We start from the raw sequence: 19147 nt of genomic DNA, 5'->3' as shown, positions 1-19147 counted from the left end.
CGAGATCCGAAAAAATTAAAGGCATTGGGAGGACATCATGTATCTCGGCCTCGATCTGGGCACGTCGGGCGTCAAGGCGCTTTTGATCGATGCCGGGCAGACCGCCATCGGCTCCGGTCACGGCTCGCTCGATGTCTCGCGGCCGCATCCGGGATGGTCCGAGCAGGATCCCGCGCACTGGATCGCGGCCTGCGAAAAAGCGATTGCCGAACTCAAGGCCGCACATCCGAAGGAACTCGCGGCCGTCAAGGGCATCGGCCTGTCCGGCCAGATGCATGGCGCAACCCTGCTCGACGCCGGCGACCAGGTGCTGCGCCCCTGCATCCTGTGGAACGACACGCGCAGCCATGTCGAGGCCGCCGCGCTCGACGCCGATCCGCGCTTCCGCAAGCTCACCGGCAACATCGTCTTTCCGGGCTTCACCGCGCCGAAGCTCGCTTGGGTGAAGAACAACGAGCCCAAGATCTTCGCCGACGTGGCGAAGGTGCTGCTGCCCAAGGATTTCCTGCGGCTCTGGCTGACGGGCGAGCACATTTCGGAAATGTCCGACTCCGCCGGCACCTCCTGGCTCGACGTCGGCAGGCGGCGCTGGTCCGCTGATCTGCTGGCAGCCACCTCACTCGACGAGAAGCACATGCCGTCGCTGGTCGAGGGCACGGCGAAGGCCGGCGCCTTGCGCGCCGAGCTTGCCGCCAAATGGGGCGTTGCAGCAGGCATTCCGATCGCCGGCGGCGCCGGCGACAATGCGGCCTCGGCCTGCGGCATGGGCACGGTCGGCGCCGGCCACCCCTTTGTGTCGCTCGGCACCTCCGGCGTGCTGTTCGCCGCCAACGCCGCCTACCTGCCCAATCCGGCAAGCGCGGTGCACACCTTCTGCCACGCGCTGCCCGACACCTGGCACCAGATGGGCGTTATCCTGTCGGCCACCGATTCGCTCAACTGGCTGTCGGAGATCACCGGCAAAAGCGCCGGCGAATTGACCGCCGAGCTCGGCGATACGCTCAAGGCGCCGACCGGTGTGTCCTTCCTGCCCTATCTCTCAGGCGAGCGCACGCCGTACAATGATTCCGCCATTCGTGGCTCGTTCACCGGCCTGGCGCATGAAACCGGCCGCGCCGTGCTGACGCAGGCCGTGCTCGAAGGCGTCGCCTTTGCCTTCCGCGACAGTCTCGAAGCGCTGAAGACGGCCGGCACGACGCTGACCCGGGTCACGGCGATCGGCGGCGGGTCGCGCTCGCGCTACTGGCTGAAGGCGATTGCCACGGCCTTGCAGGTGCCGGTGGACATCCCGGCCGATGGCGATTTCGGCGCCGCGTTCGGCGCGGCCCGGCTCGGCCTGATCGCCGCGACCGGCGCCGATCCGCTTGCCGTGTGCACCGCGCCGGCGACCGACGCCACGATCGATCCGGACGCCGGGCTTGGCGGGGCCTTCGCCGACGCCTACCAGCGCTACAGGGCGCTTTATCCGGCGATCAGGGCGGCAACCGCGTGAGCGGGCGCGAGGCACCCCCCTCTGCCCTGCCGGGCATCTCCCCCTCAAGGGGGGAGATCAGCAGCGTCGACGGCTATGCCAGTCTTGCAAGGTCAGTGATTGGCGAAGGCGGAAAAGCCAGCCAATCTCCCCCCTTGAGGGGGAGATGGCCGGCAGGCCAGAGGGGGGTGCTTGGCGCCCACCTCAACAGCAAAGCCTCACTGCGCCGGCACCTTGTCCAAAAACCCGGTGACGCTCTTCAGGCGGCCGTTCTCGATGACGGCGATGTCGGTGCCTTCGATGACCGACTCGGTGCCCTCCGGGCCGAGATTCCACGAGAAGCGGATCTGATCGGCAAACCCGTCCGGCTGGCCCTTCAGCGAGAAGCGGAACCCGGCGAAGCGTTGCTGCACGCCGTCGATCAGCGCGGCGATGCCTGCGTGGCCGTCGCCCTGCATGATCGGATCGCGGTAGCTGACGTCGCTGGTGAAGGCCGCTTCGAGCAGAGCCTTGCGGCGGCCCGCATCGCTCTCGTTCCAGGCGGTGATGTAGTTCCGGGCGATCGTGTTGAGGTCGGTCATGGTCTTCATCCTTCGTTGGATCGTTTCGACATGACCCTTTTCGACCAGCGCCGGCATGAAACCAATTACGCCTGAGGTAATGGCGGACAGGAACCTGCGAGAGGAAGGACGATCATGAGCAGCGGATTTTTCGGCGACATCCAGACGATCAAGTACGAGGGACCGGATTCGACCAATCCGCTCGCCTACCGGTTCTACAACCCGGACGAGTTGGTCGCCGGCAAGCGGCTGGAAGACCATCTGCGCTTTGCCGTCGCCTACTGGCATTCCTTCGCCTGGCCCGGCGGCGACCCGTTCGGCGGCCAGACCTTCGATCGTCCCTGGTTCGCCAAGCCCGGCGGCATCGACACGATGGAGCTGGCGAAGCTCAAGGCCGACGTCGCCTTCGAGATGTTCTCGCTGCTCGGCGCGCCCTATTTCTGCTTCCACGACGCCGACGTCCGGCCCGAGGGCAAGGACTTTTCCGAGAGCGCCGCGCGCCTCGACGAGATCGCCGACTATTTTGCCGCCAAGATGAAGAAGACCGGCGTCAAGCTGCTGTGGGGCACGGCGAACCTGTTCTCGCACCGCCGCTTCATGTCCGGCGCGGCCACCAATCCCGATCCGGATGTCTTCGCCTATGCGGCGGCGACGGTGAAGAGCTGCATCGACGTCACCAAGCGCCTGAAGGGCGAGAACTACGTGCTGTGGGGCGGCCGCGAGGGCTACGAGACGCTGCTCAACACCGACCTTGGCCGCGAGCAGGAGCAGGCCGGGCGCTTCCTCAGCCTGGTCGTCGACTACAAGCACAAGATCGGGTTCAAGGGCACCATCCTGATCGAGCCGAAGCCCCAGGAGCCGACGAAGCACCAGTACGATTACGACGTCGCCACCGTCTACGGCTTCCTCAAGCGCTTTGGGCTGGAGAAGGAAGTGAAGCTCAACATCGAGCAGGGCCACGCCATCCTCGCCGGCCATTCCTTCGAGCATGAATTGGCGCTCGCCAATGCCCTCGGCGTCTTCGGTTCGATCGACATGAACCGCAACGACTACCAGTCGGGCTGGGACACCGACCAGTTCCCCAACAACGTGCCGGAAATGGCGCTCGCCTACTACCAGGTCCTGCAGGGCGGCGGCTTCAAGACCGGCGGCACCAACTTCGATGCCAAGCTGCGGCGCCAGTCGCTCGACCCGCAGGACCTGCTGATCGGCCATATCGGCGGCATGGATGCCTGCGCGCGCGGCCTCAAGGCGGCGGCCAGGATGATCGAGGACAAGGCGCTGTCGGCCCCGCTGGCCGAGCGCTATGCCGGCTGGAACACCGCCGAAGGCAAGGCGATGCTGTCGGGCAAGCGCACGCTGGAGGAGATCGCCGAGCGGGTGGTCAAGAAGAAGATCGAGCCGCAGCCGCGCTCCGGCCGCCAGGAGCTGCTGGAAAACATCGTCAACCGCTATGTGTGAGGCAGGGCGCCGGCCCTAACTCAAGCAGCCGCTAAGATAAAACGGCTTTGCGCGGGGCTGAAACCGACGACAAGGTTTTGCCCCGCGCCGCCCCTCAATAGCCTCTCTCTTGCCTTCAAACAGCCGTCACGGATTTCCTATAGTGTCGGCTCGTGGCGGGAATCAGGAAGAAGGAGGCGAAACGATATGCAGCACGAACGCGAAATCGACGCCCTGCTCTCATCTGGCGAGGCTGGCTCGATCATCGACCGGCTGATGGCATTGCCGCACGGCAAGGCCGGTTCACGCGGCGCGACCGAATGGGATCGCGCGGTCGCCAGCCGCTTCGAGACCCATATTGCAAGGCAGATGCGCTCCGAGATCGACAGCGCCAGCACCCGGCAGACCGCCGCGTAGCCTATCCCCGGCGGAGCCTCACCGGCGCTTCGCCGAAAGCCCTCGAAAATGCCCTGGAAAATGCCGCCGCGGAGGAGAATCCCGTCCGCCCGGCAATGTCGGCCATGGCGATCCGCGTGTCGACCACCAGGCGCCGGGCGGCGCTGAGGCGCAGCCGCAGATAATAGGCGCCGGGCGTCTCGCCGATCGACTTGCGGAAGATGCTTTCCAGCGTCCGCGCCGTCACGCCGGCGCGCTTGGCCACGGCGTCGATGGTCAGCGGCTGGTCGACATGCGATTCCATCAGCCGGATCGCCTGCGCCAGCCTTGGGTCGTAGCCGTCGAGCCGCCCGAGCGAGACCAGCGGCTGCGCATCGGTCGCGGCGCGCGCCTGGTCGTAGATGAACACGCTCGCCACATCGAGCGCCACGGCCATGCCGAGCCTGGTCCGCACCAGATGCAGCATCAGATCGAAGGTCGGCGAGGCGCCGCCGGACGTGAAGACAGGCCCGTCGATGACATAGCGGTCCGGACGCACGTCGACGCCCGGGAAGGCGGCGGAAAAATCCTCCATGTCCTCCCAATGCGTGGTGGCGCTTCGCCCTTCGAGCAGACCGGCCCGCGCCACCAGCCAGGTGCCGGCCTCGACGCCGCCGCAGGCGCGGGCCGCACGTGCCGCCCTGCGCAACCCCGCAAGCAGCGCCGCCGTGGCATAATTCTGCGTGCCGAAGCCGGCGACGACGACCAACACATCGGTCGGCTCGGCGGCATCGAAGCGGCCGCTGACCGCCACCGGCAGGCCACATGTCGTAACCGGCGCCTCACCCGTCACCGAGACCAGCTTGAAGTCGAACAGCGTGTCGCCCGAGATGCGGTTGGCGGCGCGCAGCGGGTCGACGGCCGAGGCCACGCACATGATCGACGAGCCGGAGAACACCAGGAGCGTCACCTTGAGCGTTTCGTGTTCGGCGCGAAAGATCGTCGGCTTTTCGCTTTTAGTCATGTCAGCTTCGTAAAGCGCAAAACAGTTTCCGGCAAGTCGGTCATTGTTGGGTCTGTCTTGATTGGGAGGAAGTCCAATGCCGCTCGCAATGAACCGTGAGGTCTTCATTACCTGTGCCGTGACCGGGTCCGGCGGCTCGCAGGACCGCAGTCCGCATGTGCCGCGCTCCCCCAAGCAGATCGCCGATTCGGCGATCGACGCCGCCAAGGCGGGTGCGGCGATCGTCCACTGCCATGTCCGCGATCCCGAGACCGGCAAGCCCAGGCGCGACATCCATCTCTATCGCGAGGTGACCGAGCGCATCCGCGAGGCCAATGTCGACGTGGTGCTCAACCTCACCGCCGGCATGGGCGGCGACATGGTGTTCGGCTCGCCGGAGGCGCCGCTGCCGCTGAAAGAGAAGGGCACCGACATGGGCGGCGCCACCAACCGCATGGAACATGTGCGCCAGTGCCTGCCGGAGATCTGCACGCTGGATTGCGGCACGATGAACTTCGCCGAGGCAGACTATGTGATGACCAACACGCCCGGCATGCTGCGCGCCATGGGCGGCATGATGACGGCGCTTGGCGTCAAGCCCGAGATCGAGGCCTTCGACACCGGCCATCTGTGGTTCGCCAAGCAGCTGGTCGAGGAGCAGGTGCTGAAGCCGGACGCGCTGGTGCAGCTGTGCATGGGTGTGCCGTGGGGCGCGCCGGATGACCTCAATACCTTCATGGCCATGGTCAACAACGTGCCGTCGACCTGGAACTGGTCGGCCTTCTCGATCGGCCGCAACCAGATGGCCTATGCGGCGGCCGCGGTGCTCGCCGGGGGCAATGTCCGCGTCGGTCTTGAGGACAATCTTTGGCTGGACAAGGGCGTGCTGGCGACCAACGCGCAGCTCGTCGATCGTGCCGCCAGCATCGTCACCAATCTCGGCGCCAGGATCCTCGGGCCGGAGGAAGTGCGCAAGAAGCTCAACCTCACCAAGCGGGCGCCGATCGCAGCATAAGGCGGGGGCTGACCATGGCGACCGTCAAATTCACCGCGATGAAGGATGGCGACAGGGAAGACTACGAATTCCTGACCGCCCATGAGGTCGACTACGCTGCGAAAACCGGCGAGCGGCTGCTCGACGCGCTGGTGCAGCTTGACGAGGGCCTCTCCGGCTACAAGATCACCCGGCTCGGCCATTCGCTGCAGGCGGCGACGCGGGCCTGGCGCGATGGCGCCGACACTGACTGGATCGCCTGCGCGTTGCTGCACGACATCGGCGATATCTACGCGCCCTACAATCACGACGAATACGCGGCCGCGATCCTGAAGCCCTTCGTGCGCGAACAGTGCACCTGGGTGGTGGAGAAGCACGGCGATTTCCAGCGCCTCTATTACGCGCATCATCTTGGCGGCAACCGCCACGCCCGTGACCGCTTCGCCGGCCATCCCTATTTCGACGACTGCGACCGGTTCTGCGAGCGCTGGGACCAGTCGAGCTTCGACCCCGATTACGACACGCTGCCGATCGAGTTCTTCCGGCCCTTCGTGCTCGAAGTCTTCGCCCGCAAGGCCTACGACCCGGCCGTGATCCGCGCCGGTGAGCGTGTGCCGCTTACCGATCCCGAAACAGCCAAGACCAGAACCGGAGCTTCCGCATGAGCATCATCAACAAGGCAGCCGCCATCGGCGGCGGCGTCATCGGCGCCGGCTGGGTGGCGCGGCTGCTCTTGAACGGCATCGATGTTTCGATTTTCGATCCCGATCCCGAGGCGTCGCGCAAGGTCGGCGAGGTGATGAAGGGCGCCCGCCGCGCCTATAAGCAGATGCTGCCCGGCGGCCTGCCCAAGGAAGGCAAGCTGACCTTCGCCAAGACCATCGCCGAGGCGGTCGCCGACGCCGATTTCATCCAGGAAAGCGTACCCGAGCGGCTCGACCTCAAGCACAGGGTGCTGGCCGAGATCGACGCCCATGCGCCGGCCAATGCCATCGTCGGCTCGTCGACCTCCGGCATCAAGCCGACCGACATGCAGGTGGCGATGAAGAAGCACCCGGAGCGGCTGGTCGTCGGCCATCCGTTCAACCCGGTCTATCTCCTGCCGCTGGTCGAGATCGTCGGCGGCGAGCAGACCTTCCCGGAGGCGATCGAGGTCGCCAAGGAACTTTACGCCTCGATCGGCATGAAGCCGGTGGTGGTGCGCAAGGAGATCGAGGCCTTCGTCGGCGACCGCCTGCTCGAAGCCGCCTGGCGCGAGGCGCTGTGGCTGGTCAAGGATGGCATCTGCACCGTCGAGGAACTCGACGACATCATGCGCTATTCCTTCGGCCTGCGCTGGGCGCAGATGGGCATGTTCCAGGTCTACCGCGTCGCCGGCGGTGAGGCCGGCATGCGCCACTTCATGGCGCAGTTCGGCCCTTGCCTGAAATGGCCGTGGACCAAGTTGATGGACGTGCCGGAGTTCAACGATGAGTTGGTCGATCTCATCGCCACCCAGTCGGACGAGCAGGCGCACGGCCTGTCGATCCGCGAGCTGGAAAAGATCCGCGACGACAATCTGGTCGCGATCATGGAGGCGCTGTCGAAGCAGAACAAGGGCAAGGGCTGGGGCGCCGGCGCGCTGCACAAGGACTATACCAGGCAGCTCGCCAAGCTGGCGGCGAAGAAGCCGGTCTCCAAGGCGGCCGAGAAGGCCAAGGCTGCCAAGCCGGTGAAGAAGGCCGTGAAGCCGGCAAAGGCCGAAAAGTCGAAGAAGAGCAAGAAGAAGGGCTGAGGCGATGGATTTCGGTCTTTCCGAGGAACAAAAGCTCATCGTCGAGACGACGCGCGCCTTCGTCGAGAACGAGCTTTATCCGCATGAGCGCGAGGTGGAGCGCACCGGCGTGCTGCGCCGCGAGCTGATCGACGAGCTGAAGGCCAAGGCGATCGAGGCCGGGCTCTACGCCGCCAACATGCCGGCCGATGTCGGCGGCGCCGGCCTCGATACGGTGAGTTGGCTGCTCTACGAGAAGGAGCTCGGCCGCGCCAACTACGCGCTGCACTGGACCTGCGTAGCGCGTCCTTCCAACATCCTGCTCGCCGGCACGCCGGAGCAGCGCGAGAAATATCTCTTCCCCTGCATCCGCGGCGAGAAGTGGGACTGCCTGGCAATGACCGAGCCCGGCGCCGGCTCCGACCTGCGCGGCATGAAGGCCACCGCCGTGCAGGATGGCGACGACTGGGTGCTGAACGGCACCAAACACTTCATCAGCCATGCCGACATCGCCGACTTTGCGATTTGTTTCATGGCTTCAGGCGAAGAGGATTCGCCGCGCGGCAAACGCAAGAAGATCACCGCCTTCTTCGTCGACAAGGGCACCAGGGGCTTTGCCGTGCGCGACGGCTACCGCAACGTCTCGCATCGCGGCTACACCAACGCCATCCTCGAATTCGATGATTGCCGGCTGCCGGCGAGCCAGGTCCTGGGCGAGGTGCACAAGGGTTTCGAGGTTGCCAATTCCTGGCTCGGCGCCACTCGCCTGCAGGTCGGCGCCACCTGCCTCGGCCGCGCCGAGCGTGCGCTTGGCCACGCCATCGAGTACGCCGCCCAGCGCCAGCAGTTCGGCCAGCAGATCGGCAAGTTCCAGGGCGTGTCGTTCAAGCTCGCCGACATGGCGACGGAGTTGAAAGCCGCCGACCTGATGGTGTTCGAAGCCGGCTGGAAGTACGATCAGGGCACCGTCACCGACCAGGACATGGCCATGGCCAAGCTGAAGGCTACAGAGATGCTGGCTTTCGTCGCCGACGAGGCGATCCAAATCCATGGCGGCATGGGGCTGATGGACGATCTGCCGCTGGAGCGCATCTGGCGCGACGCCCGCGTCGAGCGCATCTGGGAAGGCACTTCGGAGATTCAGCGACATATTATTTCGCGGGCGCTGCTGCGTCCGTTCGGGGCTTAGAGCATGATGCCCAAAGCCGGGATCCGGCTTTTGGAGAAGATCATGTTCAAACGAAAAGATGGCCATGCATAAACTCGAACGTCTCCTGCGCCCGAAATCGATCGCCGTGTTTGGCGGCGCGCAGGCCGCCGCCGTCGTCGCGCAATCGATCAAGATGGGCTTTGCCGGCGAAATCTGGCCGGTGCACCCGACCAAGGACGAGGTTGCCGGCCGCAAGGCCTACCGCTCCGTCGCCGAATTGCCCGGCGCGCCCGATGCCGCTTTCGTCGGCGTCAACCGGCATCTTTCCATCGAGGTGGTCAAGGCTCTGGCAGAGCGCGGCGCCGGCGGCGCCGTCTGCTTCGCCGCCGGCTTCCTCGAGACCGAAGCCTATGACGAGAACGGCGAACGGCTGCAGGCCGAGCTCGTCGCCGCCGCCGGCCAGATGCCGATCATCGGTCCGAACTGCTATGGTCTCATCAACTATGCCGATGGCGCGCTTCTGTGGCCCGACCAGCATGGCGGCATCAGGCTGCCCGACAGCGGCAAGGGCGTCGCCATCATCACCCAGTCGTCCAACATCGCCATCAACATGACGATGCAGAAGCGCGGCCTGCCGATCGCCTTCCTGATGACCGCCGGCAATCAGGCGCAGACCGGCCTCTCGGAAATGGCCCTCGGCCTGATCGAGGATGAGCGCGTCACCTCGCTCGGCCTGCACATCGAGGCCTTCGATTCGGTCGCCGGCTTCGAGCGGCTTGCGGCCAGGGCGCGCGAGCTGAGGAAGCCGATCATCGCCATGAAGGTCGGCCGCTCCGAACAGGCGCGGCAGGCGACGGTGTCGCACACCGCCTCGCTGGCCGGCTCGGACGCCGCTTCCGGCGCCTTCCTGAGGCGGCTCGGCATCGCCCGCGTCGATTCCATTCCAGCCTTCATCGAGGCGCTCAAGCTCCTGCACATCACCGGGCCGCTGCCCGGCTACAAGCTGTCGTCGATGAGCTGCTCGGGCGGCGAGGCCTCGGTGATGGCCGATAGCGCGGAGGGGCGCTGGGTGCATTTCCCGCCTCTGACCGACAAGCATCGCGCCCATGTCAAGTCGACGCTGGGGCCGCTGGTCGCGGTCGCCAATCCGCTCGACTACCACACCTTCATCTGGAACAACGAGCCGGCTATGACGGCCACCTTCACCGCGATGGTGTCGGGCGGCTTCGACCTCAACATGCTGGTGCTCGACTTCCCGCGTCCCGACCGCTGCTCCGACACCGACTGGTGGGCGACGCTGCGCGCTTTCGAGGCGGCGCTGAAGACCAACAGCGCGCAAGGCGCGATCGTGTCCTCGCTGCCGGAAAACCTGCCGGAGGAATATACCGCCGGACTGATGGCGCGCGGCATGGTGCCGCTGTTCGGCATCTCGGAAGCCATGGATGCCGCTCAGGCGGCCGCCTTCATCGGCTGGGCCTGGCGCGAGCCCGAGGCGCAGCCGGTCGACACCAGCGCCGCGGGCGCGGCCGACGCCGGCCATGTCACGCCCGACGAGGCCGAGGCCAAGGCGCGGCTGATCAAGGCCGGGCTACCGGTGCCGAAGGGCGAGCGCGCCGCCAATGCGGTTGAGGCGGTGATTTCGTCGATGGCGCTAGGCTTCCCGGTGGCGCTGAAGGCGCTGGGCGTCACCCACAAGTCGGAAGTCGGCGCGGTGATCCTCAACCTCAAGGATGCCGAATCCGTGAGCACCGCCGCGCATGACCTCCTGCCGCTCGGCACCGGCCTCTATGCCGAGCGCATGGTGCGCGACGGCGTCGCCGAGCTGATCGTCGGCTTCACCCGCGACCCGATGTTCGGCGCGGTGATGACGCTCGGCACCGGCGGCGTGCTGGTCGAGCTCCTGCGCGACAGCGTCACCCTGATGCTGCCGGCGACGCGCGACGACATCGAGGCGGCGCTGCGTGGACTGAAGCTCTACCCGCTGCTCGAAGGCTATCGCGGCCGGCCAAAGGCTGATGTCGCCGCCGCTATCGACGCGATCGCCGGCATTGCCGGCTTCGTGCAGCAGAATGCCGGCGAGATCGAGGAGCTCGACATCAATCCGCTGATCGTCTGCGCCGAAGGCAAGGGCGCCTGGATCGCCGACGCGCTGCTGGTGCTTGGAGAAAAGAAGAATGGCTGACGTCATCACCACCCGCCGCGAGGGCACTATCCTCGAGGTCACGCTCGACCGGCCGAAGGCCAACGCCATCGACCTGAAGACGTCGCGGCTGATGGGCGAGACGTTCAAGGCGTTCCGCGACGATCCCGAGCTGCGCGTCGCCATCGTCAAGACCGCCGGCGACAGGTTCTTCTGCGCCGGTTGGGACCTCAAGGCGGCGGCCGGCGGTGACGCGGTCGACGGCGATTACGGCGTCGGCGGCTTCGCCGGCCTGCAGGAATTGCGCGACCTCAACAAGCCGGTCATCGCCTGCGTCAACGGCATGGCGGTCGGCGGCGGCTTCGAGCTGGCGCTGTCCTGCGATCTCATCTACGCCGCCGACCATTCCTCCTTCGCGCTGCCCGAGATCCGCGCCGGCACGCTTGCCGATGCCGCGACGATCAAGCTGCCGAAGCGCATTCCCTACCATGTCGCCATGGACCTCCTGCTCACCGGCCGCTGGATGGATGTCGCCGAGGCGCATCGCTGGGGCCTGGTCAACGAGGTGCTGCCCAAGGAGAAGCTCGAGGACCGCGTATGGGAGATCGCCCGGCTGCTCGCCAGCGGCCCGCCGCTGGTCTTCGCCGCGATCAAGGAGACCGCGCGCGTGGCCGAGGCGCTGACCTTCCAGGACGCGATGAACAAGGTCACGCGCCGGCAATTGGCGACCGTCGATTTGCTCTACGGGTCGGAGGACAATATGGAAGGGTTCCGGGCGTTTGCCGAGAAGCGCGATCCGGTGTGGAAGGGCAGATAGTCTCGCAGCCGATGGCGTTCCTTCCCATCCCCCTCTGCCCTGCCGGGCATCTCCCCCTCAAGGGGGAGATCGGATGTCGCGAAGGCTTTCACCAGTCTCAGACGCTGCAGAAAAGGCGGCATGGCCAAAACTGCCGATCTCCCCCCTTGAGGGGGAGATGGCCGGCAGGCCAGAGGGGGGTGCCTGGGCTCGACCTCTCCAATCGATGCAGCAACCATGACCAACTACAAAACCCTCATCGACGCCGAGACCTGGGCCTTCATCGAGAAGACCAACGCCTACTACCCGCCGTATGCGATCGACTACACGGTTGCCCAGCAGCGCGCGATCTATGACCGCATGTGCCGGGAATTCTTTGCCGGCTATCCGCAAGGCGTGACGGTCGAGACCACGGCCATCCCGGCGCCCGCGCAAGACATCCCGATCCGCCTCTATCGCAACGCAAAACCGCTCACGGCGGCGATGGTGCTCTACGTCCATGGCGGCGGCTTCATCCTCGGCGGGCTGGACAGCCATGACGATGTCTGCGCCGAGCTCTGCGCCCGCACCGGCTTCGAGGTGGTTTCGGTCGACTACCGGCTGGCGCCTGAGCATCTGCATCCGGCCGCCTTCGACGATGTCATGGCCGCCTTCGAATGGGCGGCCGCCACTTACGACCGTCCCGTCCTGCTCTGCGGCGACAGCGCGGGCGGCAACCTTTGCGCCGCCGTCAGCCACGCTACGCGCGGCCATGTCAAAAAGCCGGTCGGCCAGGTCCTGGTCTATCCGGGCCTCGGCGGCGACCGTTCGACGGGGTCCTATTTCGCGCATGCCGAGGCGCCGATGCTGACGGTGCGCGACCTCGATTTCTACATGGACATCCGCACCGGCGGCGAGGATCGCACCGGCGACATCACCTTGTCGCCGCTCGCCGACGCCAATTTCGCCTACCTGCCACCGACCGTGCTGATCACCGCCGAATGCGACCCGCTGTCTTCCGACGGCGAGGCCTATCGCGACCGCGTCGTCGCGGCCGGCGGACATGCATACTGGTTCGAGGAACCGGGACTTGTGCATGGCTACCTGAGGGCCCGGCGCACGGTAGGCCGGGCGCGCGCCAGCTTCACCCGCATCGTCGAGGCCGCAACGGCGCTCGGCAAGGGCGACTGGATCTGGTGACGCACTCCGGCGACGGGTTGTCCCAGTTCGCCGCCTTTCCCCCATGAACCTTTCCGCGTCAGCCCACGACTGACGCTCAGGCGCCGCATGGTGCGGCCCGGGAAAGGAAAACCCAATGACCAGAAACCCAGAGGCTCCATGGTCTCCGGGAACAACAGAAGCTCGGCGCGACCACCGTCTTCGGGACGGGGTCGATGCGCCGGGCTTTCCGCTGATTCCGTTGACCCTGCGTAAGAGCCGGCGTATCGTGAACATGAGGAAAGCAGACAATTCGATCAGGGAAGAACGTGCCGGAACGCCGCGCCTTGCCCTGATTCGCGCGGTAATGCCGGATGGTTCTTCCATAGACTTCGGGGGGAGTTCTATGTCCTGCGACCAAGGCGCTCTTGCGCACGCTCGTGCCGGCCGTTTGCGCCGCGCGGCAAAGGCAACCGGCGGACTTCTTGCTCTTGCGCTCAGCGCCAGCCTGTGGCTCGGCAGTCCCGCCGGCGCGCAGGAAACCCAGATCATCTATCCTGGCTCGATGGCGGTGACCGGCTTCCCCGGCACTGTCATCCCCAATTTCGACTCTTCCGATTCCGAAGAGGGGGCCTTCCGCCCGGCGTCGATCCGGTCGACGAAACCTTCATCGACATCAGCCGCGCCTCCTTGCGCGTCTTCGACGTCTCGCATCTCGGCGGCCCGGCCTCGGGCCAGCTCGTCTACACGCCGCCGCCCTTCGAGGTGACGGCCGGCCAGATCGGCGAGGTCTTCGGCCTTACCTATGACGACGGCGTGCGTGATGGCGTGCCGTCGGGCATCCCGAACCTCTATACCGCAGCGACCTCACTGCACGGCATCGAGATCGTCACGCCCGACGCCGACAATGACGGACGGCCCGAGCGAGAGCGCCGCGGCGCTGCCGGTTCTGCCTTCATGGAGGGCCAGTTCGGCACCGAGAATGGCGGCGGGCCGGGCACGATCTGGAAGATCGACGGCATTACCGGCGCCGTTTCGAAATTCGCCGATATCGACACCAACAGCGGGCCCGGCATCGGCAACCTTTCCTTCGACCCCATCCATCGCCAGTTCTTCGCCTCCGATCTCGACACTGGCCTGATCCATCGCATCGACGCCAACGGCACGCTGATCGACACGTTCGACCATGGCGTCGCCGGACGCCCGGCGCACGGGCTCGACCCGGTCGCCGACGACGGCGCCGTCATGGACATCCAGGGCGGCGCCTTCGACAGCGAAGACCCCGACACATGGGGCTACACCCAGGACGAGCGCCGTGTCTGGGCGGTCGCCTATCACGGCGGCCGGGTCTACTATACGGTCGGCGAAAAGGCGGAGGTCTGGTCGGTGGGCATTGCCCGCGACGGCCGCTTCGCCGGCGATCCGCGCTGGGAGCTGACGGTCGAGGCCGACAAGGACTACGCCGTCACCGGCATCGCTTTCGACAACACGGGCTTCATGTATCTGGCCCAGCGCGGCCCGGTCGAAAACCGCTACGATTACAGCCGCTTCGCCGATTCCGGCAAGGGCGAGGTCATCCGCTACTGGCGCGAGAATCCCGACGATCCGGCGACGGAATCGGTCTGGGTGGAAGTGCCGCAGGAATATGCGATCGGCTTCCCGCAAGGCAACCGCCAGTCGGCCGGTGGCGTCGATCTGCAATATGGCTATGACGCCGAGGGCAATCTCGACACCAGTGTCTGCACCGACACGCTGGTCAACACCGGCGACAAGTTGCGTGACAATCCGGCGCTTGCCGAGCAGCTCGCCGCTGGCGGGCCTTTTGCCGTGCATGGCGTCCAGTTCACGCCGACCCCGCTGGTCAAGCCGGCCAACCTGCCGCCCTTCGGCTCCTGGTTCGTCGACTTCGACAGCTATTTCGAGGACCCGGAAGTGGAAGGCCATGTCGGCGACGTCAGGGTCTGGCGTCCCTGCGAGGGCCGTGCCGGCTACTATGAGGAAATTCCAGGCGGTTACCTGCCGCCATTCTATCCGCCGGACTTCCCACCGCCCGGCAATCTGCCTCCCTGTCTCGATGTCGAGGATGTCCAGTACTTCTGCACGCCCTCGGGCCTCGAGGCCGATCTCTATCTCCATGACCATGCCGGCTTCGGCGGCGATTCGATCAAGGCTCTGTCCAAGACGCCAGGCGTCGGGGTGACCTCACCCATGTCGCATGCGCCGGGCACGCCATACACGATCGGCATCACCGGCCATTATCCGGGCGACACGGTCGATGTCGGGCTCTGCTTCTACAGGCAGTCAGACCGCGACAAGGGCGGCTACTACCCTTGCTGCAAAATGACCCTGCCGCTCAGAACCCCAGCCGTCAGCTGCGAACCGTGAGGGAGGGAAAGATGACCATTTCCGCGCTTTCCCCGCTTGCTCCCAGCAGCAGCAAACCCACCGTCATGGAGACGATCATGAAACCCTGTCATATGCCAGGCGCGGCGCGCGCTGGCTGATGGCGGCCGGTATCGCGGTCGCCATGCTGCCGGCATTGCCGGCCTTCGCCGAGGACCCCATCCCGGCCAAGATCGTCGAGGCCGCAGGCCCGGAACCCAGGCTTGAGCTCGACAATCCCCGTGTCGTCAATCCCGAGCCGGGGCGCATCGTGCCGTTCTTCACCAAGAAGGGCGGCCAGAGAAGCTGCGACTACGTCTTCTACACCTTGACGTTCGGCCTGCGCGGCAATGCGCAAGCCTTTGCCAATCCCGTGCTTGCCAATGCGCTAAAGAACACCAGGCTCGACTTCAAGGACCAGCCTCCGCATGGCCTGCAGATCGTCAGCGCGCATGTGTCCGGCGATGGCACCGATGCGGCGGGCGGTGCACTGCCCGGTGCGGTGATCAGCACCTCGGCGGACCCGAACGACACCGCGACGGTTTCCGATTTCCGGATTTCCGCCAGCGATCTCGACGGCATGGGCGCCGCGAACGAACGCACCATCACCTTCCAGATCGTGGCCAAGATCGACCACGCGGCGTTCCCCGCGCCGGCCATGGTCGACAACCAGGGCACGATCAAGGTGTCGATGGGAGGCGGCCCGGGGACCATCATCCCGTCGCAGGATCCGGGCAAGCCGGATGACGGCGATTTCCTCACTGGCGAGAAGACCTCGATCCGCATCGACTTGACCAAATGTAATCCGCCACCACCACCTCCCGGCAAGGAATGCTTCAAGGTGGAGCGCGGCACGGTCGATTGCGTGCCCGGCGGCGGCGCCTTCATCTACCACATGCCTGTCGGCCAGGAGATGGGTGGCAAGTGGGTGCAGGTCTCGACGACCACGCCCGGCATCACCATCATCCCCGACACGCAACTGGTGCCGGCGGGCGGCGGCGTGCTCAACTGGAAGATCGTCGGCGCATCGCCCGGTGATGTCATCCACCTTATTGTCACCGGCATCGAGACCTATGCCGGTCCGGAGGAGGGCTGGGGCCTGTGCTGCACGCAGACTATCGACATCGTCATCCCGCGCGACCTCAGATGCCCGCCCGACAAGGAGCCGGACCTCAAGGTCGAGAAGCGCGCCGATGTCACGCGTTGCACGATGGCCGGCGGCTGCGACTTCACCATCAGGGTCAGCAATGTCGGCGGCGCGCCCTATCACGGCAAGATCGTGCTCGACGAGGTGACGTTGCCAGCCGGCTCGGTGCTGGATTCCGGCCCGAACCCGCCCTGGGTCTGCGTGCCCGGCGTCACGCCGATGACCTGCACCCATCCGGTGACCACGCTCAACCCGGGCGCCTTTGTCGACCTCAAGCTCGGCTTCAAGCCGGCGCCGGGCTGGCAGGGACGCGTGCTGCGCAACTGCGCCATCTACGACTACCAGGCCAGCGGCAAGCCGCTGTTCGGCAGCCAGCAGAACGATCGCGGCTGCGCCTCGATCCCGATCTGCCGGCGTGGCGATCGCGACCCTGAGTGCCGGCCGCCGGTCGAGAAGAAGGTCGACCTGATCCTGAAGAAGCGTGCCCGCATCCCGGTCTGCACGGCTGACGGCATCTGCTACTTCGTCATCGACCTCATCAACAACGGCAGCGTCCCCTATAACGGACCGCTGACGGTCATCGACAGCTATCCCGGCGGCGCGCCTGCCTCCTCGACCTTCGGCCCGTCTCCGCCCTGGAGCTGTGGACCGAACGGCCCCGGCCAGTTCCGTTGCGACAATCCCGGCATCGTGCTGATGCCTGGCGCCTCGACGTCGATCGTCGTCAAGGCGGTGATGCCGGCAAACTACCAGTCGGACAGCGTTGAGAACTGCGCGGCGGTGAAGGCCATACCCGGTGAGGTCGACCTCACCAACAACAAGGCCTGCGCCAAGGAACGCTTCCGCCATCCCAATGGCGGCAAGCCCGGCCTGCGCATCACCAAGGTGTGCAACGGCTCGCTGGCCGGTGCCGCGGTGGTTTCCTGCCGCATCACCGTCAGCAATGCCGGCACGGCGGCCCCCACCGGTCCGGTGCGGGTCAACGATGCCGCCACGCTGGTGGCCGGTGGCGCACCGGTCCAGATCCAGACCGTCACTCCCGACGGCGCTGAATGGGCCTGCGGACCGGTTCCGGCCAACACGCTGTCTTGCCAGATTCCCGGCGCCGTGATGACGCCCGGAACCTCCAGGCACTTCGACGTGACCGTCTCGGCCAATGGCGAGTTCGAGAACTGCGCGCGCGGCTCCTACGGGCCGGCGCCGGGAGACGACATCGTCTATCCGATCGGCCAGGCTTGCGCCAAGGGCGGCGGGGCTCCGACCATCCGCGTCGAGAAGACCGGCGACAGCGAATGCCGGCCCGGCCAGCCCTGCTCGTTCGAAATCACCATCACGAACGATGGGCCGAGCGCCTTCTCCGGTCCGGTCCGGATCGGCGATGCGATCGGCGTGGAAGGACTGGGCAGGCTGGAAGGCGTCGAGATCACGTCGATCGAGCCGCCCTTCGGCTGCTCGCCGGAACCGACGACGCTGCCTTTGTCCTGCATAACCAACCTGACGCTCGGCGCCGGGGAAAGCCACGTGCACAATGTCACCGTGGTCATCCCCGATGACGGCCGCCTGGCCAATCTGCAGGGCACGGTCAACGGTCAGAACTGCGTTGGCGTCCTGTCTCCGGATACGCGGGTGCAGGGCGGCGGCGACGTGCTTTCCGGCGATCAGGCCAACATCCAGGGCAATCGCGGCAAGGCTTATGCGTGCCATCCCTTCACCATCAGGAACGAGGTGAAGAAGCAGTGCTCGGCGGGCTTCGTCATGAACGATGCCGGCCGCTGCGTCTGCCCGGAAGGCACCACCTACCGCAACGGCCAGTGCACGGGCGACGGCGTCATCATCGAGCCGAAGCCAAAGCCAAAGCCTTGCGTCCTGCTCAAGGGCCAGATCCGCACCGAGGACGGGCGCTGTGTCTGTCCGCGCGGAACCGAGCTCGAGAACGGCGCCTGCGTGAAGATGACGCAGGGCTGCACTATACCCGGCTCGGTGCCGTCGGCGGATGGCGACAGCTGCTACTGCCCCAAGGGCACGCATCTCGACAGGATCGCGAATGCCTGCGTGCGGGACAAGCAGCAGCCCGAGCAGTGCACCATTCGCGGCCAGGTCCACGACGCGGACGGCGATTGCGTCTGCCCGAAGGGGACCGAGGTGCGCAATGGTGCCTGCCGGCCGATCCGGCCGAAACCGGAGCAGTGCCGGATCCCCGGCCAGGTCCGCAACGCCGATGGCGATTGCGTCTGCCCGAAGGGGACCGAGGTGCGCAACGGCGCCTGCCGGCCGATCCGGCCAAAGCCGGAGCAGTGCACGATCCGCGGCCAGATCCACGACGCCAACGGCAACTGTGTCTGCCCGAGGGGTACGGAAATCCGCGACGGCGCCTGCCGGCAGAAGAAGCCTGAACTGGAGCAGTGCACCATTCGCGGCCAGGTCCACAACAAGCGTGGCGAATGTGTCTGCCCGCGTGGCACCGAGGTCCGTGACGGTGCCTGCCGTAGGGTCCGGCAGGAATGCGCTCCGGGTTCGCAGCTGATCAACGGCCAGTGCCAGCCGATCATCATCCTGCGGCGCTGCCCGACCGGGACGACCGGAAAATATCCAAACTGCGTCCCGATCCGCAAGCCGGGCGTGGAGGTCAACCCGAACCTGCTGCTCAATCCGAACATCCTGCAGCAGCTGGTGCCGAGACGTACGCCGCAGGTGCAGCAGGATCCGGCGGGTGCGAACATCCAGAACTCCAAGCCGTGATCTAGCGATAGGAAAACCAGAACCCCGCCGGAGCAATCCGGCGGGTTTTTCGTTGGCGGG

Annotated in this window: 12 protein-coding genes and 2 pseudogenes; 12 read left to right on the top strand and 2 right to left on the bottom strand. The window is 66.1% G+C overall.

The annotated features are described in order from the left end of the window. Window positions 1-37: 37 nt before the first annotated feature. On the top strand, window positions 38-1492 hold the full coding sequence (gene xylB / locus EJ073_RS17970) for a xylulokinase (protein WP_126056934.1): 1455 nt from the start codon (window positions 38-40) through the stop codon (window positions 1490-1492). 197 nt (window positions 1493-1689) lie between these two features. Here xylB and EJ073_RS17960 read toward each other — a convergent pair whose 3' ends face one another. Next, entirely contained in the window at window positions 1690-2052 is a 363-nt protein-coding gene (locus EJ073_RS17960) for a nuclear transport factor 2 family protein (protein WP_126056933.1), read from the bottom strand. A gap of 114 nt (window positions 2053-2166) precedes the next feature. Here EJ073_RS17960 and xylA point away from each other — a divergent pair, with 114 nt between their 5' ends. Then, entirely contained in the window at window positions 2167-3492 is a 1326-nt protein-coding gene (xylA, locus tag EJ073_RS17955) for a xylose isomerase (protein WP_126056932.1), read from the top strand. Window positions 3493-3678: 186 nt separating this feature from the next. Further along, complete coding sequence (locus tag EJ073_RS17950) at window positions 3679-3888, top strand: hypothetical protein (RefSeq protein WP_126056931.1); 210 nt, start codon at window positions 3679-3681, stop codon at window positions 3886-3888. Window position 3889: 1 nt separating this feature from the next. Here EJ073_RS17950 and EJ073_RS17945 read toward each other — a convergent pair whose 3' ends face one another. Continuing rightward, a complete protein-coding gene (locus tag EJ073_RS17945; RefSeq protein ID WP_126056930.1) occupies window positions 3890-4870 on the bottom strand; it encodes a GlxA family transcriptional regulator in 981 nt (326 codons plus the stop codon). Between the two features lie 76 nt (window positions 4871-4946). Between EJ073_RS17945 and EJ073_RS17940 the strand changes: the two genes are divergently transcribed. From EJ073_RS17940 to EJ073_RS17895, 9 genes and pseudogenes are all read left to right on the top strand, one after another. Beyond that, window positions 4947-5864, top strand: coding sequence for a 3-keto-5-aminohexanoate cleavage protein (locus EJ073_RS17940; RefSeq protein WP_126056929.1), 918 nt, complete (start codon window positions 4947-4949; stop codon window positions 5862-5864). Window positions 5865-5878: 14 nt separating this feature from the next. After that, entirely contained in the window at window positions 5879-6508 is a 630-nt protein-coding gene (locus EJ073_RS17935; RefSeq protein ID WP_126056928.1) for an HD domain-containing protein, read from the top strand. Further along, a complete protein-coding gene (locus EJ073_RS17930; RefSeq protein WP_126056927.1) occupies window positions 6505-7617 on the top strand; it encodes a carnitine 3-dehydrogenase in 1113 nt (370 codons plus the stop codon). Before EJ073_RS17935 ends, EJ073_RS17930 begins: the two co-directional genes overlap by 4 nt. Window positions 7618-7621: 4 nt before the next feature. Then, on the top strand, window positions 7622-8785 hold the full coding sequence (locus EJ073_RS17925; RefSeq protein ID WP_126056926.1) for an acyl-CoA dehydrogenase: 1164 nt from the start codon (window positions 7622-7624) through the stop codon (window positions 8783-8785). 64 nt (window positions 8786-8849) lie between these two features. Further along, window positions 8850-10928, top strand: a complete 2079-nt coding sequence (locus EJ073_RS17920) for an acetate--CoA ligase family protein (RefSeq protein ID WP_126056925.1) — start codon at window positions 8850-8852, stop codon at window positions 10926-10928. Further along, window positions 10921-11703 carry a carnitinyl-CoA dehydratase gene (locus EJ073_RS17915; RefSeq protein WP_126056924.1) on the top strand — a complete coding sequence of 261 codons (783 nt, stop codon included), beginning with the start codon at window positions 10921-10923 and terminating at the stop codon, window positions 11701-11703. The genes EJ073_RS17920 and EJ073_RS17915 overlap by 8 nt, the downstream gene beginning before the upstream one ends. Before the next feature lie 216 nt (window positions 11704-11919). Continuing rightward, window positions 11920-12861: an alpha/beta hydrolase gene (locus tag EJ073_RS17905; RefSeq protein ID WP_126056922.1), complete on the top strand. Its 942-nt coding sequence runs from the start codon at window positions 11920-11922 to the stop codon at window positions 12859-12861. A 364-nt stretch (window positions 12862-13225) separates the two neighbouring features. Next, window positions 13226-15204: pseudogene (locus EJ073_RS17900) on the top strand (hypothetical protein). 11 nt (window positions 15205-15215) lie between these two features. Beyond that, a pseudogene (locus EJ073_RS17895) lies at window positions 15216-19087 on the top strand (hypothetical protein). Window positions 19088-19147: the final 60 nt, after the last annotated feature.

Origin of the sequence: Mesorhizobium sp. M4B.F.Ca.ET.058.02.1.1 (assembly GCF_003952505.1) — a bacterium.
Lineage (GTDB): Bacteria > Pseudomonadota > Alphaproteobacteria > Rhizobiales > Rhizobiaceae > Mesorhizobium.
Note: the sequence above shows the minus strand (reverse complement) of the source record. Positions and strands in the feature narration are given on the sequence as shown.